Genomic DNA, 26,099 nt, shown 5'->3' with positions numbered 1-26,099 from the left:
GCGCGTGCTGCCGCGAGCGTCCTTCGCCGGTGACAAGGCCATGCGTGACGGCCTTCAGGCGTATTGCCGGGATTGCTCCGCCGAGTATTACCGGGAGCGCCAGGAGGCCAAAGGCAGGACTGTCCGCCTCAAGGTGCCGGTGCCGCGCGGGAGCAAGCGTTGTCCGCGGTGCGGAGAGGTCAAACCGCACAGTCAATGGGAACGGAACAAGACTTCCTCGGACGGCTGGGCCAGTTACTGCCGTGCGGAGCGGAACCGGATCAGCTACTTCAAGCGGAAATATGGCCTTACCCCTGTCGAGCGCGACGCATTGATCGCTGATCAAGCGGGCGTCTGTTGCATCTGCCCGGACGCCCTGCCGGAGCATGTGGGCCACTGTCACGAGACGGGTAGGGTCCGTGGCGTACTGTGCTTCAGCTGCAACACAGCCCTGGGGCAGTTCAAGGATCGGCCCGACGCCATAAGGTGGGCCGCCGCATACGTGGAGGGAAACGCGTGGAAGCCAACACTCGTAGCACCGGGCGTCTACCAGCTGCCTTCCTGACGCCGGGATCCTCTTCGTTCATGGATTTCCTGTCCGACCAGTCGCCCGGGATGCTCCCGGGCAACCGGAGCCTGCCTCCCCTGCAGGGGGCCATCGAGGCGCCGCACGGGACGACCATCGTCGCGACGACGTTCGCCGGCGGTGTGGTGCTGGCCGGTGACCGGCGCGCGACCATGGGCAATGTGATCGCACAGCGCGACATCGAGAAGGTCTTCCCGGCCGACGAGTACTCGGCGGTGGGCATCGCCGGCACGGCCGGACTGGCCGTGGAGATGGTCAAGCTCTTCCAGCTGGAGCTGGAGCACTTCGAGAAGGTCGAGGGTGCCCAGCTCTCCCTGGAGGGCAAGGCGAACCGGCTCTCCACGATGATCCGCAGCAATCTGGCGATGGCCATGCAGGGCCTCGCCGTCGTGCCGCTCTTCGCCGGCTTCGACGTCGACCGCGAGAAGGGCCGCATCTTCTCGTACGACGTCACCGGAGGCCGTTCCGAGGAGCACGGATACGCGGCCACCGGCTCCGGGTCGGTCTTCGCGCGGAGCTCGATGAAGAAGCTCTACCACGGGGACCTGACGGAGCAGGAGGCCCTCACCCTGGTCGTGCAGGCGCTGTACGACGCCGCGGACGACGATTCGGCGACCGGCGGACCGGATGTGGGCCGTCGGATCTATCCGATCGTCACCGTCATCACCGACGAGGGCTTCCGGAAGCTGGACGAGGCGGAATCCGCCGAGATCGCCCGCGCGGTCCTGGAACGCCGGCTGGAGCAGCCCGACGGCCCGCGCGCCGCGCTGCTCTGACCTCCGTTCCGCTGCTTCTTCGATGCTCTCGTCACTGACAGAAAGGGACGGATAACCGGTGTCGACGCCGTTCTATGTCTCACCTCAGCAGGCCATGGCCGACCGGGCGGAATACGCCCGGAAGGGCATCGCCCGTGGTCGCAGCCTGGTTGTGCTGCAGTATGCCGACGGCATTGTGTTCGTCGGCGAGAACCCGTCCCGCGCGCTGCACAAGTTCAGCGAGATCTACGACCGGATCGGCTTCGCCGCCGCCGGCAAGTACAACGAGTACGAGAATCTCCGCATCGGCGGCGTGCGCTATGCCGATCTGCGGGGATACACCTACGACCGTGACGATGTGACGGCCCGTGGGCTGGCCAACGTCTATGCGCAGACACTGGGCACCATCTTCTCCAGTGCGGCCGAGAAGCCGTACGAGGTGGAGCTGGTGGTCGCCGAGGTGGGCGCCGAGCCGGAGGGCGACCAGATCTACCGGCTGCCGCACGACGGCTCGATCGTCGACGAGCACGGCTCGGTCGCGGTCGGCGGCAACGCCGAGCAGATCAGCACCTTCCTGGACCAGCGGCACCGCGACGGGATGACGCTCGCCGAGGCGCTCAAGCTGGCGGTGCAGGCGTTGTCGCGCGATCCCAACGGCAGTGAGCGGGAGATCCCCGCGGAGCGGCTGGAGGTCGCGGTCCTGGACCGTACGCGGCCGCAGCAGCGGAAGTTCAAGCGGATCGTCGGCAGGCAGCTGGCACGGCTGCTGGAGGCGGACGGCGGCTCCGCGCCGACGAATGCCCCGTCCGACGCCGAAGAGAGCGAGGGCGGCGAGTCCGCCGCCACGACGGATGTTCCCAAGTCCACCGACTCCGGTGGGGACGTGGAGTAGCCCCGAGGGGCAGTTTCACCGCTGTGCCCGTGCCCCGGTCCGCCGTTCCCGGCGGGCCGGGGCACGGTCATGCGTGCGCGGCGTCCGCGGGCGGGGGCGCCGAGGAGCCGCGGGCCACCAGATGCACGGGGAGGCTCCCGGGCTCGGCCGGCCGGTCGTCCAGGACCGCCAGCAGGGCGGCCATGCCGCGCTCTCCGACCTGCTCGGCGGGCAGCTGCACGGTGGTGAGCTCCGGCTCGACGGCCGTGGCCAGGGCCAGATCGTCGAACCCGGTGACGGACAGGTCGTCGGGCACACGCAGGCCGAGTCTGCGGGCGGCCTTGCAGGCACCCGCGGCGAGGATGTCGTCGTCGCAGACGAGCGCGGTGGGCCGGGGGCCCGGGGCGGCGAGCGTGTGCTCTGCCGCGATGCGGCCCGCGTGGACGTCGAGCGCCGCCGTGACGGTCCGTACCGAGGTGCCGGGCACCGTCCGCAGGGCGTCGTGGAGAGCCCGGCCGCGCACCGCGAAGGTCCAGGAGTCGACCGCCGACGCCAGGTGGACGAAGCGGCGGTGGCCGAGGGCGAGGAGATGGTCCGCGACCTGCCGCATCCCGTCGGCGATGTCCAGATTGACGCGGGCCGCGACACCGGTGTCCGCCGGGTCGCTGTCGAGCATGACCAGCGGCAGCCCCGCGCCGCGCAGCGCGTCGAGCGCCCCGGCGGCCATGGAGGAGGCGATCACGCCGTCCAGGGAGGCGCTCGCCGAGGCGAAGGGGTCCCTGGCCGGACCGGTGCCGTCGGGGGACGGGTAGAGGACGACGCCGAAGCCGTGTTCGGCGGCGACCGCGGCGGCGCCGGTGTAGACGCGTGCGAAGAACTCGTTGGTCAGGGCCGGGACGACCAGCAGCGCGGTCCTGGTGCGGCCGAGGCGCAGATTGCGGGCGGCGAGATTGGGCCGGTAGCCGAGGCCGTGGGCGGCGTGCCGTACGCGTTCGGCGGTGGCCTCGGAGACCCTGCCCCGCCATTTGCCGCCGAGCACGAGGGAGACGGTGGCCTGCGAGACGCCTGCGGCCCGCGCGACATCGCGGCTGGTGGGCCGGGTCGGGGCGGGCTGTGGTGCGCTGGTCACTCGGGCCTCCGGGCCGGTCGGGGCAGGCGCCGTGAGGTGGACCTGCGGACTGGGCACATGGTACGTATGAACTTCGACGTTATACGTAAAACCTCGGGGTCGTCGGACCGCCGGGGGAGAGGGGCGACGGGACATGGCCGCGGGATATCTGGACATCCTCCGGGCGCGGCATGCCGCGCGGCTGCTGGCGGGAACCCTGGTGGGACGGCTGCCGAACGGCACCGCCCCTGTCGCGATCGTGCTGTTCACCCGCGCCGAGGGCGGCAGCTACGCCCTCGCCGGCGCGCTCGCGGCCGTGTACGGGCTGGCCACCGCGGTCGGGCAGCCGCTGCTGGGCCGCGCCGTGGACCTGTACGGCCAGCCACGTGTCCAGTTCCCGGCCGCCGTGGTGTCGGCGCTGGGCATGGCTCTGCTGGCCCTGGTGGGCCTGGGATCGCTGCCGCTGGCCTACGGGGCGGTGGCGGTGGCCGGAGTCTTCACGCCGCCGCTGGAGGGCGGCCTGCGGGCCCTGTGGCCGAGTGTCCTGGGCGGTGAGGACCGGGTGCACCGGGCGTACGCCATGGACGCCGTCGCCCAGGAAGTCATGTTCACCGTGGGCCCGCTGCTGGTGACGGTGCTGGTCTCCCTCTGGTCGCCCGCCGCCGCTCTGCTCGTCATCAACGCGATAGGGGTCCTGGGGGCGCTCTCCGTCGTCCTCTCCGAGCCCTCCAGGGCCTGGCGTTCCGCACCCCGCGAGGCGCACTGGCTGGGCGCCCTGCGCTCTCCGGGGCTGCTGGCGCTGCTCGGATCGTTCTTCTTCGTCGGACTCGCGCTGGGCTCGATCACGGTGGCCGGTGTGGCCTACGCCGACGACCACGGCCGGGAGTCGGTGTACGGCTGGCTGATGGCCGCGCTCGGGCTGGGCGCGCTGATCGGCGGCGCGGTCTACGGGGCGCGGCAGTGGGCCGGGGCGCCGGAGCGCCGGCTGCGGGTCATCGTCGCGCTGCTGGCACTGGGCTATCTGCCGCTGATGCTGACCCCCGGAGTGGTCGCCATGACCGCACTGGCGGCAGTGGCCGGAGTCTTTCTGGCGCCCGCGATCGCGTGCTCGTTCATCGTGGTCGACCGGCATGCTCCGCGGGGCACCGTGACCGAGGCGTTCTCCTGGCTGGTGACGACGTTCGGGGTGGGCGCGGCAGCGGGAACGGCCGTGGCGGGCCCGGCCGTCGAGCTGGGCGGCACGTCGTGGAGCTTCGCCGTCGCGGGGGCCGGTGGGGTGGCGGCGCTGCTCGTCCTGTTGGCGACGGGAAGGGTACTGGCAGTTCCCGGGCGTACGGCCGTTGCAGTACGGGGATCGGAAAATGATCGAAACGGTGCTGTCGAACCCGGTTTCAGCTCAGGCCATCAGGCGTAATGTTCAGTCATGGACCGCCGCATTTTCGGGCTGGAGAACGAGTACGGCGTCACGTGCACGTTCAGGGGACAGCGCCGACTGTCCCCTGATGAAGTGGCGCGCTACCTCTTCCGCCGTGTTGTGTCATGGGGCCGCAGCAGCAACGTCTTTCTGCGGAACGGCGCCCGCCTCTACCTCGACGTGGGATCGCATCCGGAATATGCAACCCCCGAATGCGACAACCTGACCGAGCTGGTCACCCACGACAAGGCCGGCGAGCGCATTCTCGAAGGCCTGCTCGTCGACGCCGAACGCCGCCTGCACGAGGAGGGAATCGCGGGCGACGTCTATCTCTTCAAGAACAACACCGACTCGGCGGGAAACTCCTACGGATGCCATGAGAACTACCTCGTGGCACGGCACGGAGAATTCTCCCGGCTTGCGGACATCCTCATTCCCTTCCTCGTCACGAGGCAACTGATCTGCGGCGCGGGAAAAGTGCTGCAGACCCCCCGGGGCGCGGTCTACTGCGTCAGCCAGCGTGCCGAGCACATCTGGGAGGGCGTCAGTTCCGCAACCACGCGTTCCCGCCCGATCATCAATACGCGTGACGAACCGCACGCGGACGCGGAGCGGTACCGCCGCCTCCACGTCATCGTCGGTGACTCCAACATGTCCGAGACGACCATGCTGCTCAAGGTCGGCGCGACCGATCTGGTGCTCCGCATGATCGAAGCGGGCACCGTGATGCGGGACCTGACGCTGGAGAACCCGATCCGGGCGATCCGGGAGGTCAGCCACGACACCACGGGGCAGCGCAAGGTGCGCCTGGCCAGTGGCCGTGAGGCGTCCGCCATCGAGGTGCAGCGCGAGTACTACGAGAAGGCCGTCGACTTCGTCGACCGCCGTGGCATCCGCACCGGAACCGTCGCACAGGTCCTGGAGCTCTGGGGCCGTACGCTCGACGCGATCGAGGCCGAGGACCTCGACCGGATCGAGACCGAGATCGACTGGGTGATGAAGTACAAGCTCATCGAGCGGTACCGGGCCAAGCACAACATGACCATGTCGCATCCGCGGGTCGCCCAGATAGACCTCGCGTACCACGACATCCACCGCCGTCGCGGCCTGTACTACCTGTTGGAGCGCAAGGGACAGGCCGCCCGCGTCTGCAACGACCTGAAGATCTTCGAGGGCAAGTCCGTGCCCCCGCAGACGACCAGGGCGCGGCTGCGCGGCGACTTCATCCGCAGGGCGCAGGAGCAGCGGCGGGACTTCACCGTCGACTGGGTGCACCTCAAGCTCAACGACCAGGCGCAGCGCACCGTGTTGTGCAAGGACCCGTTCCGTTCGGTGGACGACCGTGTGGAGAAATTGATCGCGGGTATGTGAGCCGGCACAGCACGATCCCGGCCGCCGACGCGACGCGGGCCCCGTACGTTCCTCGTACGGGGCCCTGCGTACGCCCTAGAGTGTCGGGGACTCAACCAACTGTGCCGTCTGAGATCTGAGGAACAAGTGCGCCGACTTGCCGGCCTTCTCGTCGTCCCCCTGTTGCTGCTGACAGCGGCCTGCGGCGACGAAAAGGGCTCCGATTCCGTTTCCGCTTCCGCCGCGTCGAAGGACGGGTTCCCCGCGATTACCGCGGGCGAGAAATTCGGTGAGAAGCCGACCCTGGCCAAGGGCACGGGCAACCCGCCCAAGGAGCTGAAGACCAGAGTCGTCAGCCAGGGAGACGGCGCCACGCTCAAGAACGGCGACGCGATCCAGGTCAACTACCTCGGTCAGTCCTGGGACTCCGACAAGCCCTTCGACAACAGCTTCGACCGCAAGCAGCCGTTCGACCTGACGCTCGGCGCCGGCATGGTCATCCAGGGCTGGGACAAGGGCCTCGTCGGCCAGAAGGTCGGCAGCAGGGTCCAGCTGGTCATTCCGCCGGACCTCGCATACGGCGACCAGGGCCAGGGTGACATCAAGCCCAAGGCCACGCTCGTCTTCGTCGTCGACGTCCTGAAGGCGACGCAGATCCCGGCCTCGGCCAAGGGCACCGAGGTCGCCCAGGACAACATCGACCTGCCGAAGGTCGGCACCAACACGGACGGCAAGGCCCCCAAGGTCACCATCCCGACCAAGACCGATCCGCCGACGAAGCTCGTCTCCAACTACATCCTGGAGTCCAAGGGCGACGTCGTGAAGGACACCGACAGCGTCGTCGTGAACTACGTCGGACTGACGTGGAAGGACGGCAAGACCTTCGACAGCACCTACGCCGCGGGCAAGACGCAGACCTTCCCGCTCGCCCAGGTGACCCTGAAGGGGCTGAAGAACGGCCTGGTCGGCAAGAAGATCGGCAGCCGGGTGCTGCTCGTCATCCCGCCGGACCAGGGCTTCGGTGACAAGGCGCAGCAGACCATCCCCGCCAAGTCCACGCTGGTCTTCGCCGTGGACCTCCTGGCGAAGATGTAAGACTGTCCCGGTTGCCCAGCAGTTCATCAGTAAGAGGAGCAAGTCAGTGAGCATCGAGAAGCCCGAGATCGACTTCCCGGGTGGCGAGCCGCCGGCCGATCTGGAGATCAAGGACATCTGGGAGGGCGACGGCGCGGTCGCCAAGGCGGGCGCCACCGTCTCCGTCCACTACGTGGGCGTGGCCTTCTCCACCGGCGAGGAGTTCGACGCCTCCTGGAACCGCGGCACCCCGCTGCAGTTCCAGCTCGGCGCCGGCCAGGTCATCGCCGGCTGGGACAAGGGCGTCCAGGGCATGAAGGTCGGCGGCCGTCGCCAGCTGACCATTCCCGCGCACCTCGCGTACGGCGACCGCGGCGCCGGTGGCGGCCGCATCGCGCCCGGCGAGACGCTGATCTTCGTCTGCGACCTGGTCGCCGTCTGATCTGCATCCGTGCGATACGAGGGCCCGTGCCGCCAGGCACGGGCCCTCGCTTTTGTCCCGACACCGCGTAGCGGTACGGTCGAGCGTCGTAGAGCGAAACAGAAAGGGCGTCGATGGCGATTGCCAAGGCCGAGCGGCTGATGAACCTGGCGCTGTGTCTGCTGGGGACCCGCCGCCCGCTCAGCAAGCGCGAGCTGCGCGGCTCCATCGAGGCCTATCTGGAGGCGGGCTCCGACGACGCCTTCAACCGGATGTTCGAGCGCGACAAGGACGATCTGCGCGAGCTCGGTCTGATCATCGAGACCGTGGAGAACCTGGACGGCGACACGGGATATCTCGCCCGCCGCGACAGCAACCGGCTGCCCCCGATCACGCTGGACGCCGAGGAGGCCGCGGCGCTCGGGCTGGCCGCCAAGGTCTGGCAGCAGGCGCGGCTGGCCGGTGCGGCCAGCGGTGCGCTCCAGAAGCTGCGGGCCGCCGGCATGCCGGAGGCCGAGGACGCGTATGAGGTGCACAGCGCCCTCGAACCGCGCATCCCCGTCCACGAGGCGGCGTTCGAACCGCTGATGCTGGCCTGCCGCGACCGCCGCCCGGTCACCTTCGACTACCGCAAGGGCAACGCCGCCAAGCCCGAACAGCGCCAGGTCGAGCCGTGGACCCTGGAGTGCTGGCGCGGACACTGGTATCTGGCCGGCTGGGACCGGGACCGCGGCGCCGAGCGGGTGTTCCGGCTCTCCCGGATCACCGGCCGGGTCCGCTCCCGGGCCGGGGCGTTCACCACCGAGGTGCCCGACGTCGTGACCGTCCGCGAGACCGTTGAGAGCTGGGCGGGGGAGACGGCCACCCGGACCGCGCTGATCAGGCTGCGCACCGGGGCCGGCTACCCGCTGCGCTCGCGTGCCGTGTCGGTCCGGGAACTCGGGAACGGGTGGGACGAGTTGGAGATTCCGTACGGACACGGTCTGGACGCCTGGCTCGTCGAGTTCGGTCCGGACGTCGTCGTACAGGAACCCGCCGATCTGCGGGCCGATGTGGTGGACCGGCTGCGCGCCGTGGCCAAGGACTGAGAGAGGGACGGCACTCATGGCCACGAACGCGATCGACCAGACCCGCCGGATGCTTTCTCTGGTGACGTATCTGCGCGAGCGCCCCGGCGCCCATGTCCAGGACGTCGCCCGCGCCTTCGGGATCACCGAGGACGAACTGATCTCGGACCTCGACGTGCTGCCCATGTGCGGTACGAGCTTCCGCGGCGGGGACCTGCTGGACATCGACACCGACGGCGACCGCATCTGGTGGCACAACCCGGACGACGTCGCCGAGCCGCTGCGGCTGGCGGCCGACGAGGCGACGGCCCTCCTGGTCGCCGCCCGTGCCGTGGCCACGCTGCCGGGGCTGCGCGAAAGTGACCGGCAGGCGCTGTTGCGGGCCACCGCGAAGCTGGAGACCGCGGCCGGTGAGATCGGGGCGGCGAGCTCCAGGCTCTCGGTCACCTTCGAGTCCGAGGGCGGCGTCTTCGCCGACGTCGACCGGGCGATCTCCGAGCGCCGCCGGCTCTGGCTGCGCTACTACTCGCCCGCGCGCGACGAACTCACCGAGCGCGAGGTGGACCCGATCCGGCTCTTTGCCGTGGGGCACACCTACATGGAGGCCTGGTGCAGGTCGTCCGAGGACCGGCGTACGTTCCGGCTCGACCGGGTCGCCGAGATCCGGCTGCTGGACGAGCCTGCCGCACCGCCCGAGCTGGAACTGCGGGATCTGTCCGAGGGGCTGGTCCAGCCGGCCGCCGAGGACCCGGAAGTCGTCGTCGAGGTGGGGCCAGGCGGACGCTGGGTCGCCGAGTACTACCCGCACGACAGCGCGCAGGAGCTGCCCGACGGCGGGCTGCGGATCGCCCTGCGCACCCCCGACCCGGCCTCGCTGCGCAGGCTCGCGCTGCGGCTGGGCGGCGAAGGCCGCATCGTCTCCCCGCCGGAGCTGGCGCAGAGCGCACAGCAGGCGGCCCGTGCGGCGCTCGCCGCGTACGACGAACCGGTCTGAGCGGAAACCTGAGGGAGATATGACCAATATGTCTGTGGTGTCAGGTGTTCCGACCGTAGTGGTGCCCGAGTCCGTACGGTTCAAGGCCGCTTGCCCGGACTGCCGTGAGGGGTTCGAACTGGCCGCGTCCGCCATTCGGCTCGCCGTGGGGGCGAGCCGCCGGACGACGTTCTACTCCTTCACCTGCCCGCGGTGCGGTGCGGCCGTCCGTAAGCCCGCGGGGGAGCGGATAGTTGAGCTCCTCAGCAGGGGCGGGGTGCGGACGCTGCGCCTCCATACCAGCCTGTAGAGCTCTTCCCTACCGTCGGACACCTAGACAGATCGAGGCTCTGCGCATGTTCTGGCCCATGCTCGCCATCGCCCTGGGATTTCTCGGGATCGCCGTTCTCGGCGTGCTGGCCGTCAAGGTCTTCATCGAGGCCCAGCGGCTCGGGCAGCAGGTGACGAGGACCACCCAGCGCATCAACCGGGCGGCGGAGGACCTCGAAAGGGCGGCGACGGACCTTGCCGCGACCGGCGAGGCCCTGCGCTAGATGTTGCCGTCCCATCTGCCCGTACACGCCTGTGAGCAGGGCCGATCGATCAGGGCGGGCGCGGCCTCCTGTTTCGCGGTTTCGGAGGGTACGCTGCTGAAGGCGGCCCTGAGAGCGAGGCGTGGGCCGTAATCGCAAGGATGCATGGGTATTGCCCTGCGTTTACTCCTGCGGGATACGATCGCTGACGGTAAGAAGATCGGACGTCTGTCCGAGGTTCCATCCGCCCCACCCCTGCTGCCTCGGTGAGAAGGTACACGCATATGTTCGGAAGGCTCGGAGCTCCCGAGATCATCCTGATCCTCGTCGTCATTGTTCTGCTGTTCGGCGCGAAGAAGCTTCCTGACATGGCTCGCTCGCTCGGCAAGTCGGCCCGCATCCTCAAGAGCGAGGCCAAGGCCATGAAGTCCGAGGGCGGCCCGTCGGCGACCCCGGCCGAGCCTGCGACGAACGACGCGGCCCAGGACCAGGCCGCCCAGCGCACGATCAAGGCGGCCCCCGGCGACGTGACCAGCTCGCGTCCGGTCGCCGAGCCGACCGACTCGACCAAGCGCTGACAAGAAACGGGCCGACGCAGGCGCCCTGATCGGTGAGGGCCTGCTGCACGAGATGAGGACGTGGGTTGCTCAAGTCTGCCCGCAAGCAGGAGACGGACCCAGAGGGCCGCATGCCCCTGGTGGAGCACCTGCGTGAGCTGCGTAACCGGTTGGCCAAGGGCCTGTTGGGAATCGTCGTCGTCACGATTGTGGCCGCGTTCTTCTACAAGGAGATCATCGAGTTCTTCACCGACCCGGTGCTGAAGTCGGTCGGGTGTGCGTCCAGCTTCGCCGAACTCGCCAACCAGAAGGACGGTACCTGCGCGCGTATCGTCCTGAACGGTCTCCTCACGCCGTTCACCCTCGCCCTCAAGGTCTCCTTGATGGCAGGTGTCGTCTTTTCGTCGCCGGTCTGGCTCTACCAGTTGTGGGCCTTCGTCGCCCCGGGCCTGCACAAACACGAGAAGAAGTACTCGCTCGCCTTCGTCGGCGCGGGATTCCCTCTCTTCCTCGCCGGTGGCTTCTTCGCCTACATAACGCTGCCCACGATGGCGCGGGTGCTTCTGGAGTTCTCGCCGGCCGACCTCGACAACCAGTTGCCGCTGGACGAGCTCCTCGATCTGATCACACGCATGGTGGTGGTCTTCGGGCTCTCCTTCGAACTGCCGCTGTTGCTCGTCATGCTGAACTTCGGCGGGATCATCACCGGCAAGCGGATGCTCGGCTGGTGGCGGGGCATGATCATGGGGATCACGCTCTTTGCGGCGGTGGCGACGCCCAGCACCGACCCGGTGAGCATGCTGGGGCTGGCCGGGCCGATCTGGGTGCTCTACTTCGTGGCCACGGGGATCTCGCTCCTCAACGACCGCCGCAAGGCACAGATCGCGGCGGCTGGGCCCGACGACGACGAGGCATCGGAGCTGGACCTCACCCCCGAGGACGTCGGTGAGATCGAATCGGTCTCGTCCGCCCGGGCGTTGCCCGCACAGGCGAGTTCGGACCGGGACCGGGCCAACGGTTACGACGACATCACCTGACCTTGTAGGGTCCCCGGGTGACCAGCGAGATCACTCTCTTCGTCAATCCCACCGCAGGACGCGGCCGGGGCGCGCACGCCGCGCAGCCGGCCGCTTCCGCGTTGCGGGACGCCGGATTCTCCGTGCGCACGGTTCTCGGTGAGGATGCCGATGACGCCCTGCGGCGGGCCCGGGAGGCCGTCGCGGGCGGGACCGGTGCGCTGATAGCCGTGGGCGGGGACGGGATGATGTCCCTCGCCCTGCAGGCGGTCGCGGGAACGATGACCCCGCTCGGGGTCGTGGCCGTCGGCACCGGGAACGACTTCGCCCGCGCGCTCGGGCTGCCGATACGGGACCCGGCCGCCGCCGGACGGCTCGCCGCCGAGGCGCTCAAGGGCGGCGGCGTCCGCGAGATCGACCTCGGCCGGGTCGGTGAGCGGTGGTTCGGGTCGGTGCTCGCCTCCGGCTTCGACTCCCGGGTCAACGACCGCGGCAACCGGATGCGCTGGGTCGGCGGACGGTTCAAGTACGACCTCGCGATCCTCGCCGAACTCGCCGCGTTCAAGCCCATTCCGTACCGCGTCAGGCTGGATGACGGACCGGTCAGGGAGATCGAGGCGACGCTCATCGCGGTCGGCAACGGATCGACGTACGGCGGGGGAATGCGGATCTGCGCGGACGCCGTCATGGACGACGGGCTGTTCGACGTGACCGTCGTCGGCGATTGCAGCCGCACCACCCTGCTCAAGGTCTTCCCCCGGGTCTACAAGGGAACGCACCTCAGCCACCCCAAGGTCACCGTGCACCGGGTTTCCTCGATCGAGCTGGTCGCAGCGGGTGTCACCGCGTACGCGGACGGTGAACAACTCGGGGCGCTGCCGCTGACCGCGCACTGTGTGCCGGGCGCGGTGAGAGTGCTCGTACCCGGTTCTCCCACCGGGATTTAAAGATCGCGCCTGCTGTCAGAGGTGGCGGGTAGGCTCGTAAGCAAGATGACAGAGGACCTCTCACCAGCTGAGCGATACCAGGCTTCTCGGATCCGCGCCACCGAGCTGGCCACCGCACTCGCGCCCTTCCGTGAGCTGTACGAATTCGATCTGGACCCCTACCAGATCGAGGCCTGCGAGGCCCTGGAAGCCGGCAAGGGGGTGCTCGTCGCGGCCCCGACCGGCTCGGGCAAGACGATCGTCGGCGAGTTCGCCGTGCACCTCGCCCTGGAACAGGGCCGCAAGTGCTTCTACACCACGCCCATCAAGGCGCTGTCCAACCAGAAGTTCGCCGATCTGGTCAAGCGTTACGGGCCGGAGAAGGTCGGTCTGCTGACCGGCGACAACAGCGTCAACGCCGATGCCCCGGTGGTCGTCATGACCACAGAGGTGCTGCGGAACATGCTGTACGCGGGCTCGCAGGCGCTGCGGGGCCTCGGCTACGTGGTGATGGACGAGGTGCATTACCTCTCCGACCGCTTCCGGGGTGCCGTCTGGGAGGAAGTGATCATTCACCTCCCGGACTCCGTGACCCTGGTGTCACTGTCGGCGACCGTGTCCAACGCGGAGGAGTTCGGCGACTGGCTGGACACCGTCCGCGGTGACACCGAGGTGATCGTCTCCGAGAGCCGGCCCGTGCCGCTCTGGCAGCACGTCCTGGCCGGGCGCCGGATGTACGACCTCTTCGAGGAGGAGACCGACCACGGCGGCCGCGGCGCCGGACGCCGCGAGGTCAACCCCGATCTCGTCCGGCTCGCCCGGATGGAGAACCAGCGGGGGTACAACCCGCGTGAGCGCCGCCGCGGCAAGATGGTCCGCGAGGCGGACCGCGAGCGCGAGCGGCGCCAGCGCAGCCGGATCTGGACCCCGGCGAGGCCCGAGGTCATCGACCGGCTGGATGCCGAAGGACTCCTCCCTGCCATCACGTTCATCTTCAGCCGGGCCGGCTGCGAGGCCGCCGTGCAGCAGTGTCTGCACGCCGGACTGAGGCTCAACGACGAGGAGAAGCGACGCCTGGTCCGCGAGATCGTCGAGAAGCGGACCGCGTCCATCCCCGGCGAGGACCTCCATGTCCTGGGCTACTACGAGTGGCTCGAAGGGCTGGAGCGGGGCATCGCCGCGCACCACGCGGGCATGCTGCCGACGTTCAAGGAAGTCGTCGAGGAGCTGTTCGTACGCGGGCTCGTCAAGGCCGTCTTCGCCACGGAGACGCTCGCCCTCGGCATCAACATGCCCGCACGCTCGGTGGTGTTGGAGAAGCTCGTCAAGTGGAACGGCGAGCAGCACGCCGACATCACCCCCGGCGAGTACACCCAGCTGACCGGGCGGGCCGGGCGGCGCGGCATCGACGTCGAGGGCCACGCGGTGGTGCTGTGGCAGCGCGGCATGGATCCGGGGGCACTGGCCGGACTCGCGGGCACGCGTACGTATCCGTTGCGGTCCAGCTTCCGGCCCTCGTACAACATGGCCGTCAACCTGGTGCAGCAGTTCGGGCGTCACCGTTCGCGCGAGCTGCTGGAGACCTCCTTCGCGCAGTTCCAGGCGGACCGGTCGGTGGTCGGCATCTCCCGGCAGGTCCAGAAGAACGAAGAGGGACTGGATGGCTACCGGGAGGGCATGACCTGCCACCTCGGTGACTTCGAGGAGTACGCGCGGCTGCGCCGCGACCTCAAGGACCGGGAGACCGAACTCGCCAAGCAGGGCGCGACGCAGCGACGGGCCGAGGCCGCGGCGTCCCTGGAGAAGCTCAAGCCCGGCGATGTCATCCATGTGCCCACCGGCAAGTTCGCCGGACTGGCCCTGGTCCTCGACCCCGGTCTGCCCGCCGGGCGGACCAACGGGCACGGGCACCGCGGGCTCGAATACCACGACGGGCCGCGGCCGTTGGTGCTCACGGCCGAGCGGCAGGTCAAGCGGCTCGCCTCGATCGACTTCCCGGTTCCGGTGGAGGCGCTGGAGCGGATGCGGGTGCCGAAGTCGTTCAACCCGCGCTCGCCCCAGTCGCGCCGCGACCTGGCCTCCGCGCTGCGGACCAAGGCCGGGCACATAGTTCCCGAGCGGCACCGCAAGGGGCGGTCCGTCGCGGCCGACGACCGGGCGATCGCCCGCTACCGGGCGGAGCTGCGCGCGCACCCCTGCCACGGGTGCGACGAGCGTGAGGACCACGCGCGTTGGGCCGAGCGGTATCACCGGTTGCAGCGTGACACCAGGCAGCTGGAGCGGCGGATCGAGGGGCGGACGAATACGATCGCCCGCACCTTCGACCGGATCGTCGCGCTGCTCACCGAGCTCGACTATCTGCGGGGCAACGAGGTCACCGAGCACGGGCGCCGTCTGGCGCGGCTCTACGGCGAGCTCGATCTGCTGGCGAGCGAATGCCTGCGGGCCGGGGTGTGGGAGGGGCTGAACCCTGCCGAACTCGCGGCGTGCGTCTCGGCGTTGGTGTACGAGGCGCGGCAGGCCGATGACGCGGTGGCGCCGAAGCTGCCGTCGGGACCCGCGAAGACCGCGATGGGCGAGATGGTCCGGATCTGGGGCCGGCTCGACGCCCTGGAAGAGGACTTCAAGATCAACCAGGCGGAGGGTGTCGGGCAGCGCGAACCCGATCTGGGCTTTGCCTGGGCGGTTTACATGTGGGCGTCAGGGCGGACGCTGGACGAGGTGCTGGGCGAGGCGGAGATGCCGGCCGGGGACTTCGTGCGGTGGTGCAAGCAGGTGATCGACGTGCTGGGGCAGATCGCGGCTGCGGCGCCGCGGGACGGGAGTTCTGTGGCGCGGAATGCGCACAAGGCGGTGGATGCGGTGTTGCGGGGGGTTGTGGCGTACAGCTCTGTGGGGTGAGGGGGGCTGCTGGGTGCGGGTTCCGGGGCGGGTGCGGTCTGCCGTGGTGCGGGTGCGGTGGGGTGCGCCTGCGGCGGGGCTGTTCCCCTACCCGCCCCTTCCCGTAACCGGGGGCTCTGCCCCCGGACCCCCGCTCCTCAACCGCCGGAGGGGCTGGGGGTGCGCGGGGTTCTGCCCCCGGGCCCCTGCTCCTCAATCGCCGGAGGTTACGCGGCCGGGTTGGCCGCGTCTCGTTTGGCTACTTCCTCGCGGACTATCGGGATGACGTGCCGGCCGAAGTCGATCGCGTCGTCCAGGAGGTCGTAGCCGCGGGCCGACAGGATTTCTACGCCCAGGTCGTAGTAGTCCACTCGACGGGCATGGCGAAGCCTCATCTCGTGCTGCGGAGAAGTGGAAACCGGTCGTGGGAAGCGCTGACGTGGGAACGGTCAGCGGCAACACGAGGCGGACCACACTCGACCGAAGTCGATGTGGTCACGGGTGACCAGCCGCAGCTGAGGGCGCATCTGCCCAGGGGAACAGGTGTGTTGGTGACCAGTCAACCGCTTCGGGGATCAGTGGCCGGGACCTGGCCCAGCAGAGCCGCGATCCGGGCCGGCCGTTCGTCGGTGTGTGCCGGGCCGATCAGCATCACGCCGAACGGCAGGCCGTCCACCTCACCGGCGGGGGCCGCCACCGCGCACTGGTCGAGCAGGTTGGTGGAGTCGGTGAACCGGCCGAGGCGGGCATTGGCGCCCAGCGGGTCCGCGGCGACCTCGGCGAGCGTGGGGTGCCCCGGCGTAGTGGGCAGCAGGAGGGCGTCCGCGTCGCCGAGTGCGGCCGTCGCGGCGGTACGGAGGCCGGCCAGCCGGGTCTGATCGGCGAAGAGTTGGTGCGCCGGGATGTCGCGGGCCTCGGTGATGATCCGGGCCACCGTGGGGTCGAGGCCGGGCGCGGTGGGCGCGTTGTCGATGAACGCGCCGACCGCGGTGTAGCGCTCGGCGACGAACGCACCGCCGTACAGCATCGCACCGGCCTCGGTGAACGGCGTCAGGTCGATCGGCCGGAGCAGCGCGCCCGCTGCGCGGAGCCGGGTGGCCGTCGACTCGTACGCCGCCGCCCAGCCCGGGTCGAGTTCGCCGAGTTGCGTGGTGGACGGGACCGCGATGCGCCAAGGGCCCGGAACACGGGAGCGGTTGGGCCGAGGGGCCGGGTCGGCCATCAGGGCCATCGCCTGTTCGGCCTCGGGGAGCGTACGGGCGAAAACGGTGACGCAGTCCAGGCTCGCGCAGGCGGGGACCACCCCGTCCGTCGGGACGAGACCGCGGGTCGGCTTCAGGCCGAAGACGCCGTTGAACGCGGCGGGGACACGGCCGGAGCCCGCGGTGTCGGTGCCCAGCGCGAGATCCACGATGCCCAGGGCCACGGCGACCGCCGAACCGGAGCTGGAGCCGCCGCCGACCCGGTCCGGATCGTGTGCGGCGGCCACCGCGCCGTACGGGGAACGGGTGCCGGTCAGGCCCGTGGCGAACTGGTCCAGATTGGTTGTGCCGAGAACCACGGCTCCGGCGGCCCGTAGCCGGGCCACCGCCGGGGCGTCGCAGCCCGGCTCGTACGCGTACGAGGGGCAGCCCGCGGTGGTGGGGAGGCCGGCCACGTCGATGTTGCCCTTGACGGCCAGCAGGCGGCCCGCGAGGGGGAGGAGCTCGCCTGCGGCCAGGCGGGCTTCGAGCTGCTCGGCCTCCGCTTCCACCTCGTGCCGGGGCCGTAGACCGATCCAGAGTTCGGGGCGCCCGGCCGCTTCGATACGGGCGTGAGCGGCCCGGACGCGGGTGAGGATGAGGGACGTTGTCCGCGGCATGGTCGCTCCTCAGGGCCGGTTCACCGGGGGCGGGGGAGGGGGCGTGCGTGGTGCGGCCGGATCGTTCGGGGCAGCGGACAGGCCCGCGCGGCAGGCCAGTTGGAGGGCGAGGCGGACGTCCGGCTCGTTCAGGTCGGCGGCCGTCCCGGTCGAGGAGGTCCGCTACGGCCTGCGCGTCCACCTCGTCACGCTCCCCTCCGACCCCGCCTGGTACACGCCCGAGGGCCTGCGGCTCGCGGGCCCGGCCGCCTTCGGCCTCGCCGGGCTTCCGGCCGCCGCGGGCGAACGCCGGGCACCGGGAGGCACCCCGTGATCCTCGGAGTGGACGTCGGGCCCACCAATACCGATGCCGTGCTCCTCGACGGCGACCGGGCGGTGCGGCCACGCCCCGGCCGGGGCGCGCGACACCCATGGAGCAGCGTCACATGCGTGAGATCAACCTCGACAACCTGGACGACATCGCGCGCGGCGCGGGCATCCTCGGTACCGGCGGGGGCGGCGACCCGTACATCGGCAAGCTGCTGGCCCGCGAGGCCATCCGCAAGTACGGCCCGGTCCGGCTCGTCGCCTTCGACGAGGTGCCGGCCGACGCGACCGTGGTCCCCGTCTCGGGGATGGGGGCGCCGACGGTGCTGCTGGAACGTGTCCCCGCCGGTGGCGAGGAAGTGGCCGCCCTGCGCGCCCTGGAGAAGCACATCGGCCGCGCCGCCACCCACATCGCGCCGATCGAGGTGGGCGGCGTCAACTCCATGCTGCCCATCGCCTGCGCCGCCGAGGCGGGGCTGCCGCTGGTCGAAGGCGACGCCATGGGCCGCGCCTTTCCCGAGGCGCAGATGGTGCTGCCCGGTCTGATCGGAGTGGCCAACACCCCGATGGCGCTCGCCGACGACAAGGGCAACAGCATCATCGTCGACGCCGTCTCCAACCACGCCGCCGAGCGCATCGCGCGGGCCGTCTGCGTGGAGCTCGGCTGCCAGATCTCCAGCGCCGACACCGTGATGCGCGGCGACCAGCTCGTCGACGGACTCGTCCCCGACACGCTGACACTCGCCGAGCGACTCGGCGCCGCCGTGCGCGAGGCGCGCGCCGCGCACACCGACCCGGTGCTCGCGGCCCGCACCATGCTCTCCGGCACCCATCTGCTGACCGGCAAGGTGATCGACGTCAGCCGCCGCACCCAGGGCGGCTTCGCCCGGGGCAACGCCCGGATCGAGGGCATTGGTGACGACGCGGGCCGGGTGCTCGAACTCGGCTTCCAGAACGAGCATCTGCTGGCCACCCTCGACGGCGAGACGGTCGCCACCACGCCCGACCTCATCTGCGTGCTGGACACCGACACCGGCGACCCGGTGACCACGGAAGGCCTGCGCGTCAGCGTCCTCGCGGCCCCCTGCGACCCGCGCTGGACCACCCCGGGCGGCCTGGCGCTCGCCGGGCCGCGGTACTTCGGCTACGGCGTGGACTATCCGCCGTTCCGGGAGATCCGACCCCCGGGCCGCACCACACCGGCGCCCGGCCGGTCCGCTCCACGCGGACCGGCCGGGCATTGCCTTTCGCCGAGTGGTCCCTTCCTCAGGCCGCGCGCGTGCCGCTCTTCATGGACACGACGGCGCAGGCCAGTCCCAGCAGCACGGTCAGACCGCCGATGATGATGTTGTTGAGGACGACGCCGAGGTCGGGGCTGCTGCCGACGATCCACGTCGAGATGATCGTCCAGGCCCCCATGGCGCAGATGGCCCAGCTCAGGCCGTACATGCGCTCCGGCATGACGGTGAACCCGAGGCCCAGCGCGGCGATCGCGACACCCATGATCAGGTTGTGCGTCGCGAGTGTGGGCTGACTTGCCGTGAAGTGCAGCACCCACGGCGAGATGGCGCAGTAGAGACCGACGAGGAACACCGGTGCGTCCACCAGGGCCACATCGCGGCCACCGAGCATGCGGGCATAGCGATCGCGCATTTCGGAGACATCGGGGTGACTGGCCATGTCACGGCCGGTGTGCGAGATGTTTGACATGGGGTTCGTCTCCTTCGCTCCTGCAGACCAACTCGCCACTTCTGTGCGATAAACGGCCTGCCATGTCATTCTGCGCTTATACCGCCCTTATATGTATATTCAGGGCTCGCGAAAATCCGAGGGAAGCGCACGAGGCTCCGCGGGGACCACGTGAGGCTCCGTGGAGGATTCATCCGGTCAGCGTACGGAGACGTCGACCACCACCGAGTGCCAGCCGGTCGCGCCGTCGGGCAGGGTGCCGGTCCGCTTCCCGGTCTGGGTGGCGCCGGTGCCGTCCGTCGCGCGGACTTCGAGGGTGTGGCGGCCCGGCGTGGCCGGCCACTCCCAGACCCACTGGCGCCAGGTGTCCCGGCTGTCCTCGGCCGCCAGCCGGGCCGGGTGCCACGGACCGCCGTCCACCCGGACCTCCACCCGCGAGATGCCGCGGTGCTGCGCCCAGGCGACCCCGGCCACCGGCACGGTGCCGGGCTGCGGGGACGCCGAGGCGCGGGGGGTGTCGATGCGGGACTCGGTCTTGACCGGTGCCTGCTGGGCCCAGCTCCGTCTGACCCAGTAGGCGTCGTACGCGTCGAACGTCGTCAGCTCGATGTCCTCGACCCATTTGCAGGCCGACACGTATCCGTACAGGCCGGGTACGACCATCCGGACCGGGAAGCCGTGCGCGAAGGGCAGTGGCTCGCCGTTCATGCCGAAGGTCAGCATCGCGTCGCGCCCGTCCATGACGGCCTCTACCGGTGTGCCGATCGTCATGCCGTCGACGGATCGCGCCACGATCTGGTCGGCGGGCCCGCCCGCCGACGGCGGGCGCACCCCGGCCTCGCGCAGCAGATCGGCCAGCCGTACGCCGATCCACCTGGCATTGCCGACGTACGGGCCGCCGACCTCGTTGGAGACGCAGGCCAGCGTGATGTCCCGCTCGATGGTCTCCCGGCGCAGCAGGTCGTGGAGGCCGACCGTGACGGGCCGGGCGACGCCCTCGCCATGGATCCTCAGCCGCCAGGCGCCCGCATCGAGACGGGGCACGACCAAGGCCGTGTCCACCCGGTAGAAGTCCTTGTTCGGGGTGATGAAGGGGCTCAGCCCCCGGATCCGCAGATCGGCACCGGCCGGGATCGCCGGGGCGGCGGAATCGGGTACGGGCAGGACCAGGTCATGACGTGAGGCGGTGGCCCCGGCCTGGACGGAGGAGGTGAGCCGCCGCCCCAGGAGTCCCGCGCCGGCCGAGGCCGCCGTCGCCACGGTCGCCGTGATGACGAAGCCGCGGCGGTCGAAAGCGCCTTGCGCCCCGTCGGCCGTGCGCGGCGCAGGGGGAGCTGTCGCGAGCCGTCCGGCCAGGAGGAAGAGCACCCCGGCGCCCACCGCGGCACCCACCACCGACGGCAGCGCGTCGGGCGGGCTGCCCTCCGGCCGCCCCACGGCGGCCGCTGCCCCGACCGCGCCGAAGACCAGGACGGCCGCAGATCCGGTCCGCCGGTGGTGCAGCGCCAGCACCCCGATCGCCATGGCGAAGACCGCCAGCAGCGCCACGATGCCCAGCTGCAGCACCAGCTTGTCGCCGGTACCGAAATGCCGTACGGCGAAGTCCTTCAGGGCCGGGGGAGAGCGGTCGATGACCGCCCCGCCCACGGCCGTGACGGGACCTGCCTCGGGACGTACGAGGGCCGAGACCAGCGTGGCCACGGCCAGGGCGCAGAACCCGGCGATCAGTCCGCCGAGCGCGGCGAGGGCGGTACGGGCCCAGCCCGCCCCCTCGGCCGGGGAGGTGTCGTGGCGTTGCACATCGGCTTCTTTCACGCGGACTGCCTCCCTGGCGGCACCTCGGCTCTCCGGCGGCGCCCCGGAGGCTGTAACGGTGCAAAACGGTCAGTGCGCGAGATCCTTCCATGCGGCCGGGAATTCGCGATACATCGTGGCGCTCGGATCGAGCATGTGGGCCGGGATGGGCACCCTGGAGGAGATCGAGCGGGGCACGCTCAACCGTTTCCTGGCGACGCCGGTCAGCCGCAACGCTCTGATGAACGCCAACGTCGTGCAGAACGGCATCAGCACCGCCGTGCAGTCCGTCATCATCGTGCTGCTCGGCCGGGCCGCCGGGGCCTCGTACCCGGGCGGCGCGGGTGGCCTGCTGATCCTGGTCGTCGCCTCGGTCCTGCTCGGTACGGTCTTCGGCGCGCTCTCCAACGCCCTGGGCATGCTGTTCCGCCGGCGCGAGTCGGTCATCGGCATCGACACCTTTCTGCTGCTGCCGCTGACCTTCCTCTCCTCCTCCTTCACGGCCCCGATCCGGATGCCGTCCTGGATGCGGTACGTCGCCGACTTCAACCCGGTCAACTGGGCGATGATGGCAGGCCGTTCGGCGCTGACGGCGGAGCCGGGCCGGGGTGTGGTGCTGAGTCGCGGGGGTGCCCTTCTGGTCCTTGCGGTGGTGGCGGTCGGGCTGTCGACCCGCACGTTCCGCTCGCACCGGAAGTCCGTCTGACGGGCGCCCCTATCGCAGCGTCGCACCACCGACCCGGTCCGGGTCCGCATTCCCGGGCCGGGTCCTCGGCTTCAGCACCGCCCGCAGCGCGAGGAAGATCAGCAGCCCGAACGGCGACAGCAGGATCGTCAGCACCAGCAACGGCCCCATCACCAGCGGAGAGATCCCCAGCCGACGCCCTTCCAGGAACATCCACTGGCCCAGCAGCAGATCCCAGGCGATCACCTGCGCCCAGATCGCCCCGGCCCCGTTCGCCAGCGCCATCAGATCGCGGAAGGTGTCTATGTCGGGGCTGCGCACCGCGTCCCAGAGCTCGGGAAAGACGGGCACGGCCATGATCAGGTAGAGGGCCAGCACCGGCAGGACGGTGAGCGGCGAGGCGGCGATGCGTGACGTGGGGCGCCAGTTGGGCGCCAGGATCATGAGCAGCCAGAACGGAGCTGCCAGGAAGAACGAGATCTCGAAGAGCGCACCGGTCATGACGCGAACTCCTTCTGGGCGGAAGTGGATTCGGAGTCGGAGTCGGATTCGGAGTCGGAGTCGGAGTCGGAGTCGGAACCCGGACCTGTTCGCTGTCGTACAAGGGACGGCCTCAGCGCCCCCAACGCGCCGACGGCGCTTGCGACCACGATCAGCGCGGCGGCACCGAGCGTCGCACCGTCCGGGTGGATCAGCGGCCGGCCGCGCAGCGCCTGCCAGGTGACCAGTGCGACGACCGCCGCGTACGCCCCGGAGGCCACCAGTACCAGCCGCAGCCGGACCCGCGGGTCGCGCAGCCGCGGGAAGCGCGGGGCCAGGGAGATCAGCGCGAGCAGGAAGAGCGGCAGCAGTTGGAGCGCGTGCATTCCGATGAAGTGCGGGATGCGTAGATCGCCGCCGGTCGTGGACCAGCCGGTGAGCGGCATCGACGGGCCGCCGTCCGGTACGCCGACGGAGTGCGCGCCGATCACATCGGCGGTGTCCAGGTTCCCGGCCGCCCGCTGCTCGGGGGTCGGCTGAGTCATCAGGAAACCGAATCCGGCGCCCACCAGGGCGAGCAGTACGCCGGAGCGGATCGCCCAGGCGGAGGCGCGGTCGGCGATACGGGCGCGCAGCAGCAGGATCGCGATGACCAGTGTGCTGGTCCACAGGATGACGACGGTGACGGCCATCGCGCTGAACAGCGTCTCGTCGAACGGGGTGGCGTGGTTGAAGTGGCTCCGCTTCCCGCGGATCACCTGTCCGGTGATGATCGCCATCTCGACCAGGCTGGACAGCGCGACCAGGGTCCCGGCCCACCAGCCGACCCGTCGGCCACGGGTGACCAGCGTCAGCATCCAGGCGAGGGCGAGTGCGTACACGACGAACGAGACCGCGAACTTGAACGGTTTGAACCATATTGCCGCGCCTGCCAGGACCCGGTCGTCGGCTATGAGGCCGATGGCCGAGACGACCGTCATGACGGCCATCACCGCGGCGAAGAGGACTAACGGTCGATGCCAGGAACGCCAGGAAGACATGAGGACTCCTCAGAGATTATGGATAGCAGCACTTCCCGCTATCCGATAGTGGAACTATCTATGATGGGTCGGGGGATTGGCAAGCGTGGAAGGAGGAACACTCGGTGCGCATCGGCGAGTTGAGCAGCAGGTCCGGGGTCCCGGTACCGACGATCAAGTTCTACGTACGTGAAGGTCTGCTACCGGCAGGGCAGTTGACCAGCCCGAACCAGGCGAGTTACGACTCCGGGCACGAGCGCAGGCTGCGCCTGATCCGCGCCCTGCTGGATGTCGGCGGGCTCTCGCTTGCCGCCATCGGCGATGTGCTGCGGGTGGTCGAGGACCCGGCGCAGCCGGTGCACAAGGTGCTGAGTGCCGCGGCGAAGCGCCTTACTCCGCTGCACGAGGACGAGGCGGAGCCCGAACTGGAGGACGCCCGCGACGAGGTGGCGGAGCTGGTGGAGCGGCGGGGCTGGCGGGTCGAGGCACACGGTCCGGCGGGCGAGTCCCTGGCCGGGGTGATCGTCGCGCTGCGGCGGGCCGGGCACGGAGGCTTCGTCGAACTGCTCGACGACTACGCGGCCGCCGCCGAACCGGTCGCGCGGGCCGACCTCGACTACGTGGGGCGGCGGGTGGCGCGCGAGGACCTGGTGGAGAGCGTGGTGGTGGGCACCGTACTGGGCGAGGCGATGTTCAGCGCGCTGCGACGGCTCGCACATGTGGACGCGTCCGCGCGCGCTTACAACGGCGACGGCGGGGCGGGCGGTCGGGGCGGCGAGGGGGCAGTCGGCCCGGACGGCGAGGGCGCAGAAAGCGCGGAGGTGTCGGGCGCCGGTGGGTGAGCCGGTGGTCCGGACGCAGGTACGCCCCGGCCGGGGGCCGGGGCGTACCTGTGCGATCCGGTGTTACGCGGCGTCCTCCTGCTCGCGCTCCACCTGCGCGTTCCACTCGCGCTTGACCGAGCGCCAGGCGTCGTCGTTCTGGCCGAGCCGCCAGTAGCCCGAGATCGACAGCTGGGGGAGCGGGATCCCGCGCTCCAGGCGCAGATGGCGGCGGATCTCCTTCACGAAGCCCGCCTCGCCGTGGACGAACGCCTGGACCTCGCCCGCGGGGAACTCCAGCTCCTTCACAGCGGCGGTCAGTGCCTCGCCGACCGGGCGCTCCCCGCGGTGCAGCCAGGTCACCCCGACCCCGTCCGGCGTCACGATCTTCTGCTCCTCCGCGGCGTCCGCCACCTCGACGAACGCGTGCACCGGCGCGCCCGCCGGTATCCGCTCCAGGGCCGCCGCGATGGCCGGCAGCGCGCTCTCGTCGCCCACCAGGAGGTGCCAGTCCGCCGAGGCGTCCGGGCTGTAACCCCCGCCCGGACCCAGGAAGGTCACCTGGTCGCCCGGGGCCGCCCGCATCGCCCAGGGCCCGGCGAGGCCCTCGTCGCCGTGGACCACGAAATCGATCGCCAGCTCGCGGGCGACCGGATCCCAGGAACGCACCGTGTACGTACGGGTCGTGGGCCACAGCTCGCGCGGCCGCTCCTCGCGGATGCGGGCCATGTCGAAGGGGTGCGCGTAGTCGGCGCCCTCGGGGGCGAAGCAGAGTTTGACGTAGTGGTCGGTGAACCCGGCGAGCTCGAACCCGGCGAGGCCCTCGCCGCCGAGCACCACGCGCACCATGTGGGGGGTGATCCGCTCGGTGCGCAGCACCTCGGCCCCCTGTGCCTTGGGTGCCTGCCGTGCCGGTCGTTCTGCCACGAGGTACTCCCTGCTCCGATTGCTTAGGCTTACCTAAGCTAGCACCTCAGTCGTGCAGAGTGGAGAGCAGGCGCTGCAGCGCACCGCCCAGTCCCCACCGCTTCGCGAGGGCTTCCAGGGCGGCGGGATCGCGCGGCCCGGTGGGCAGCGCGGGGTCGAATTCCGGCAGCGGTACGTCACCGGCGACCCGGACCACCTTCGGTGCGACGGCCACGTAGTCCCGCGCCTCGTCGAGCCGCTTGCGCTGCGACGGCGTGAGCTTGGCCTTCGGGTCGTCGACGGCGGCCATGATCCCGGCCAGATCGCCGAAGGCGTCCAGCAGCTTCGCCGCGGTCTTCTCACCGATGCCGGGGACGCCCGGCAGCCCGTCGCTCGGGTCGCCGCGCAACAGGGCCAGATCGACATAGCCGGAGCCGTTCACCCCGTACTTCTCCCGCAGCCAGGCCTCGTCCGTCAGCTGGAGCGAGCCGACGCCCTTCAGCGGGTAGAGCACCCGCACCCCGCGTGCGTCGTCGACCAGCTGGTAGAGGTCCCGGTCGCCGGTGACGATGTCCACCGGGCCGGTGGACAGGCCGGTGAGCGTGCCGATCACATCGTCCGCCTCGTAGCCCGTGACGCCGACCCGGGCGATGCCCAGCGCGTCGAGCACGTCCTCGATGACCGGCACCTGCGGGGCCAGGGTGTCGGGGGTCTCCTCCTCGTCGGGCAGCCCCTCGGCGGTCTCCACCGCGACCCGGTGCGCCTTGTACGAGGGGATCAGCTCGACCCGCCAGTGGGGCCGCCAGTCCGCGTCCATGCAGGCGACCAGATCGTCCGGCCGGTGGTCCTGCACCAGGCGCCCGATGAAGTCGAGCAGCCCGCGCACGGCATTGACCGGTGTGCCGTCCGGCGCGCGCACCGAGTCGGGGACCCCGAAGTAGGCGCGGTAGTAGAGGGAGGCGGTATCGAGGAGCATCAGGCGTCGCGTCACACCCCGATGATGCCGCACACCACCGACACCGGCCGTC

At 70.3% G+C, this 26,099-nt stretch carries 25 protein-coding genes and 3 pseudogenes; 19 read left to right on the top strand and 9 right to left on the bottom strand.

Going from position 1 to position 26,099, the window contains the following annotated elements; translation table 11 throughout:
• The first annotated feature begins 40 nt into the window (after positions 1-40).
• From OG978_RS08855 to prcA, 3 genes are read left to right on the top strand one after another with little or no spacing between them, the layout of a single operon-like run.
• Positions 41-544 carry an endonuclease VII domain-containing protein gene (locus OG978_RS08855; RefSeq protein ID WP_326769970.1) on the top strand — a complete coding sequence of 168 codons (504 nt, stop codon included), beginning with the start codon at positions 41-43 and terminating at the stop codon, positions 542-544.
• A complete protein-coding gene (prcB, locus tag OG978_RS08850) occupies positions 496-1,341 on the top strand; it encodes a proteasome subunit beta (protein WP_326764662.1) in 846 nt (281 codons plus the stop codon). Before OG978_RS08855 ends, prcB begins: the two co-directional genes overlap by 49 nt.
• Positions 1,342-1,399: 58 nt before the next feature.
• Positions 1,400-2,212 carry a proteasome subunit alpha gene (prcA, locus tag OG978_RS08845; RefSeq protein ID WP_326764661.1) on the top strand — a complete coding sequence of 271 codons (813 nt, stop codon included), beginning with the start codon at positions 1,400-1,402 and terminating at the stop codon, positions 2,210-2,212.
• A 67-nt stretch (positions 2,213-2,279) separates the two neighbouring features.
• Here the strand turns inward: prcA and OG978_RS08840 are convergent, their stop codons facing one another.
• A complete protein-coding gene (locus OG978_RS08840) occupies positions 2,280-3,320 on the bottom strand; it encodes a LacI family DNA-binding transcriptional regulator (protein ID WP_326764660.1) in 1,041 nt (346 codons plus the stop codon).
• 133 nt (positions 3,321-3,453) lie between these two features.
• On the opposite strand from OG978_RS08840, the gene OG978_RS08835 reads away from it, so the two are divergent.
• The 12 genes from OG978_RS08835 (at position 3,454) to OG978_RS08780 (ending at position 15,531) form a co-directional block, all read left to right on the top strand.
• Positions 3,454-4,713, top strand: coding sequence for an MFS transporter (locus OG978_RS08835; RefSeq protein ID WP_326764659.1), 1,260 nt, complete (start codon positions 3,454-3,456; stop codon positions 4,711-4,713).
• Positions 4,714-4,722: 9 nt separating this feature from the next.
• Positions 4,723-6,084: a Pup--protein ligase gene (gene pafA / locus OG978_RS08830; RefSeq protein WP_093541264.1), complete on the top strand. Its 1,362-nt coding sequence runs from the start codon at positions 4,723-4,725 to the stop codon at positions 6,082-6,084.
• Between the two features lie 126 nt (positions 6,085-6,210).
• Positions 6,211-7,158: an FKBP-type peptidyl-prolyl cis-trans isomerase gene (locus OG978_RS08825; RefSeq protein ID WP_326764658.1), complete on the top strand. Its 948-nt coding sequence runs from the start codon at positions 6,211-6,213 to the stop codon at positions 7,156-7,158.
• Between the two features lie 46 nt (positions 7,159-7,204).
• Positions 7,205-7,579 carry an FKBP-type peptidyl-prolyl cis-trans isomerase gene (locus tag OG978_RS08820; protein ID WP_326764657.1) on the top strand — a complete coding sequence of 125 codons (375 nt, stop codon included), beginning with the start codon at positions 7,205-7,207 and terminating at the stop codon, positions 7,577-7,579.
• Between the two features lie 113 nt (positions 7,580-7,692).
• On the top strand, positions 7,693-8,646 hold the full coding sequence (locus tag OG978_RS08815; protein ID WP_326764656.1) for a helix-turn-helix transcriptional regulator: 954 nt from the start codon (positions 7,693-7,695) through the stop codon (positions 8,644-8,646).
• Between the two features lie 16 nt (positions 8,647-8,662).
• Complete coding sequence (locus OG978_RS08810) at positions 8,663-9,619, top strand: helix-turn-helix transcriptional regulator (RefSeq protein ID WP_326764655.1); 957 nt, start codon at positions 8,663-8,665, stop codon at positions 9,617-9,619.
• 19 nt (positions 9,620-9,638) lie between these two features.
• Entirely contained in the window at positions 9,639-9,908 is a 270-nt protein-coding gene (locus tag OG978_RS08805; RefSeq protein WP_326764654.1) for a hypothetical protein, read from the top strand.
• 46 nt (positions 9,909-9,954) lie between these two features.
• The gene (locus OG978_RS08800) at positions 9,955-10,152 is read left to right on the top strand and encodes a hypothetical protein (protein ID WP_326764653.1); all 198 of its coding nucleotides are present in this window, start codon (positions 9,955-9,957) and stop codon (positions 10,150-10,152) included.
• A 263-nt stretch (positions 10,153-10,415) separates the two neighbouring features.
• Positions 10,416-10,709: a Sec-independent protein translocase subunit TatA gene (gene tatA / locus OG978_RS08795; RefSeq protein ID WP_326764652.1), complete on the top strand. Its 294-nt coding sequence runs from the start codon at positions 10,416-10,418 to the stop codon at positions 10,707-10,709.
• A 65-nt stretch (positions 10,710-10,774) separates the two neighbouring features.
• Positions 10,775-11,725, top strand: coding sequence for a twin-arginine translocase subunit TatC (gene tatC, locus OG978_RS08790; protein WP_326764651.1), 951 nt, complete (start codon positions 10,775-10,777; stop codon positions 11,723-11,725).
• A 17-nt stretch (positions 11,726-11,742) separates the two neighbouring features.
• Complete coding sequence (locus tag OG978_RS08785; protein WP_326764650.1) at positions 11,743-12,651, top strand: diacylglycerol kinase; 909 nt, start codon at positions 11,743-11,745, stop codon at positions 12,649-12,651.
• Positions 12,652-12,696: 45 nt separating this feature from the next.
• On the top strand, positions 12,697-15,531 hold the full coding sequence (locus OG978_RS08780) for a DEAD/DEAH box helicase (protein ID WP_326764649.1): 2,835 nt from the start codon (positions 12,697-12,699) through the stop codon (positions 15,529-15,531).
• A gap of 206 nt (positions 15,532-15,737) precedes the next feature.
• Here OG978_RS08780 and OG978_RS08775 read toward each other — a convergent pair.
• Positions 15,738-15,881: pseudogene (locus OG978_RS08775) on the bottom strand (LLM class flavin-dependent oxidoreductase); the annotation flags it as partial.
• Between the two features lie 224 nt (positions 15,882-16,105).
• Positions 16,106-17,371: pseudogene (locus tag OG978_RS08770) on the bottom strand (allophanate hydrolase); the annotation flags it as partial.
• Positions 17,372-17,414: 43 nt separating this feature from the next.
• On the opposite strand from OG978_RS08770, the gene OG978_RS08765 reads away from it, so the two are divergent.
• Together OG978_RS08765 and OG978_RS08760 are read left to right on the top strand one after the other, a co-directional pair.
• Positions 17,415-17,684 carry an S-methyl thiohydantoin desulfurase domain-containing protein gene (locus OG978_RS08765; protein ID WP_326764648.1) on the top strand — a complete coding sequence of 90 codons (270 nt, stop codon included), beginning with the start codon at positions 17,415-17,417 and terminating at the stop codon, positions 17,682-17,684.
• 112 nt (positions 17,685-17,796) lie between these two features.
• Positions 17,797-19,020 (top strand): DUF917 domain-containing protein, encoded by a 1,224-nt coding sequence (locus OG978_RS08760; RefSeq protein WP_326764647.1) that lies wholly within the window; start codon positions 17,797-17,799, stop codon positions 19,018-19,020.
• Here the strand turns inward: OG978_RS08760 and OG978_RS08755 are convergent.
• Both OG978_RS08755 and OG978_RS08750 read right to left on the bottom strand, forming a co-directional pair.
• Positions 18,944-19,387, bottom strand: a complete 444-nt coding sequence (locus OG978_RS08755) for an SPW repeat protein (protein ID WP_326764646.1) — start codon at positions 19,385-19,387, stop codon at positions 18,944-18,946. The two genes, OG978_RS08760 and OG978_RS08755, sit on opposite strands and share 77 nt — an antisense overlap.
• A 177-nt stretch (positions 19,388-19,564) precedes the next feature.
• A complete protein-coding gene (locus OG978_RS08750; RefSeq protein WP_442817669.1) occupies positions 19,565-21,181 on the bottom strand; it encodes a molybdopterin-dependent oxidoreductase in 1,617 nt (538 codons plus the stop codon).
• Positions 21,182-21,299: 118 nt separating this feature from the next.
• Between OG978_RS08750 and OG978_RS08745 the strand changes: the two are divergent.
• Positions 21,300-21,866 (top strand): annotated as a pseudogene (locus OG978_RS08745) (ABC transporter permease); the annotation flags it as partial.
• 9 nt (positions 21,867-21,875) lie between these two features.
• On the opposite strand, the gene OG978_RS08740 reads toward OG978_RS08745, so the two are convergent.
• The gene (locus OG978_RS08740) at positions 21,876-22,346 is read right to left on the bottom strand and encodes an ABA4-like family protein (protein ID WP_326764645.1); all 471 of its coding nucleotides are present in this window, start codon (positions 22,344-22,346) and stop codon (positions 21,876-21,878) included.
• Complete coding sequence (locus OG978_RS08735; protein ID WP_442817668.1) at positions 22,343-23,365, bottom strand: hypothetical protein; 1,023 nt, start codon at positions 23,363-23,365, stop codon at positions 22,343-22,345. Before OG978_RS08735 ends, OG978_RS08740 begins: the two co-directional genes overlap by 4 nt.
• Positions 23,366-23,469: 104 nt before the next feature.
• Between OG978_RS08735 and OG978_RS08730 the strand changes: the two genes are divergently transcribed.
• On the top strand, positions 23,470-24,186 hold the full coding sequence (locus tag OG978_RS08730) for a MerR family transcriptional regulator (protein WP_326764644.1): 717 nt from the start codon (positions 23,470-23,472) through the stop codon (positions 24,184-24,186).
• Positions 24,187-24,249: 63 nt separating this feature from the next.
• On the opposite strand, the gene OG978_RS08725 is transcribed toward OG978_RS08730, so the two are convergent.
• Positions 24,250-25,092: a siderophore-interacting protein gene (locus OG978_RS08725; protein WP_326764643.1), complete on the bottom strand. Its 843-nt coding sequence runs from the start codon at positions 25,090-25,092 to the stop codon at positions 24,250-24,252.
• Positions 25,093-25,138: 46 nt separating this feature from the next.
• Positions 25,139-26,047: a 5'-3' exonuclease gene (locus OG978_RS08720; protein WP_326769967.1), complete on the bottom strand. Its 909-nt coding sequence runs from the start codon at positions 26,045-26,047 to the stop codon at positions 25,139-25,141.
• Between the last annotated feature and the right edge of the window lie 52 nt (positions 26,048-26,099).

The organism is Streptomyces sp. NBC_01591, assembly GCF_035918155.1.
In the GTDB taxonomy this organism is placed as follows: Bacteria; Actinomycetota; Actinomycetes; order Streptomycetales; family Streptomycetaceae; genus Streptomyces.
Note: the sequence above shows the minus strand (reverse complement) of the source record. Positions and strands in the feature narration are given on the sequence as shown.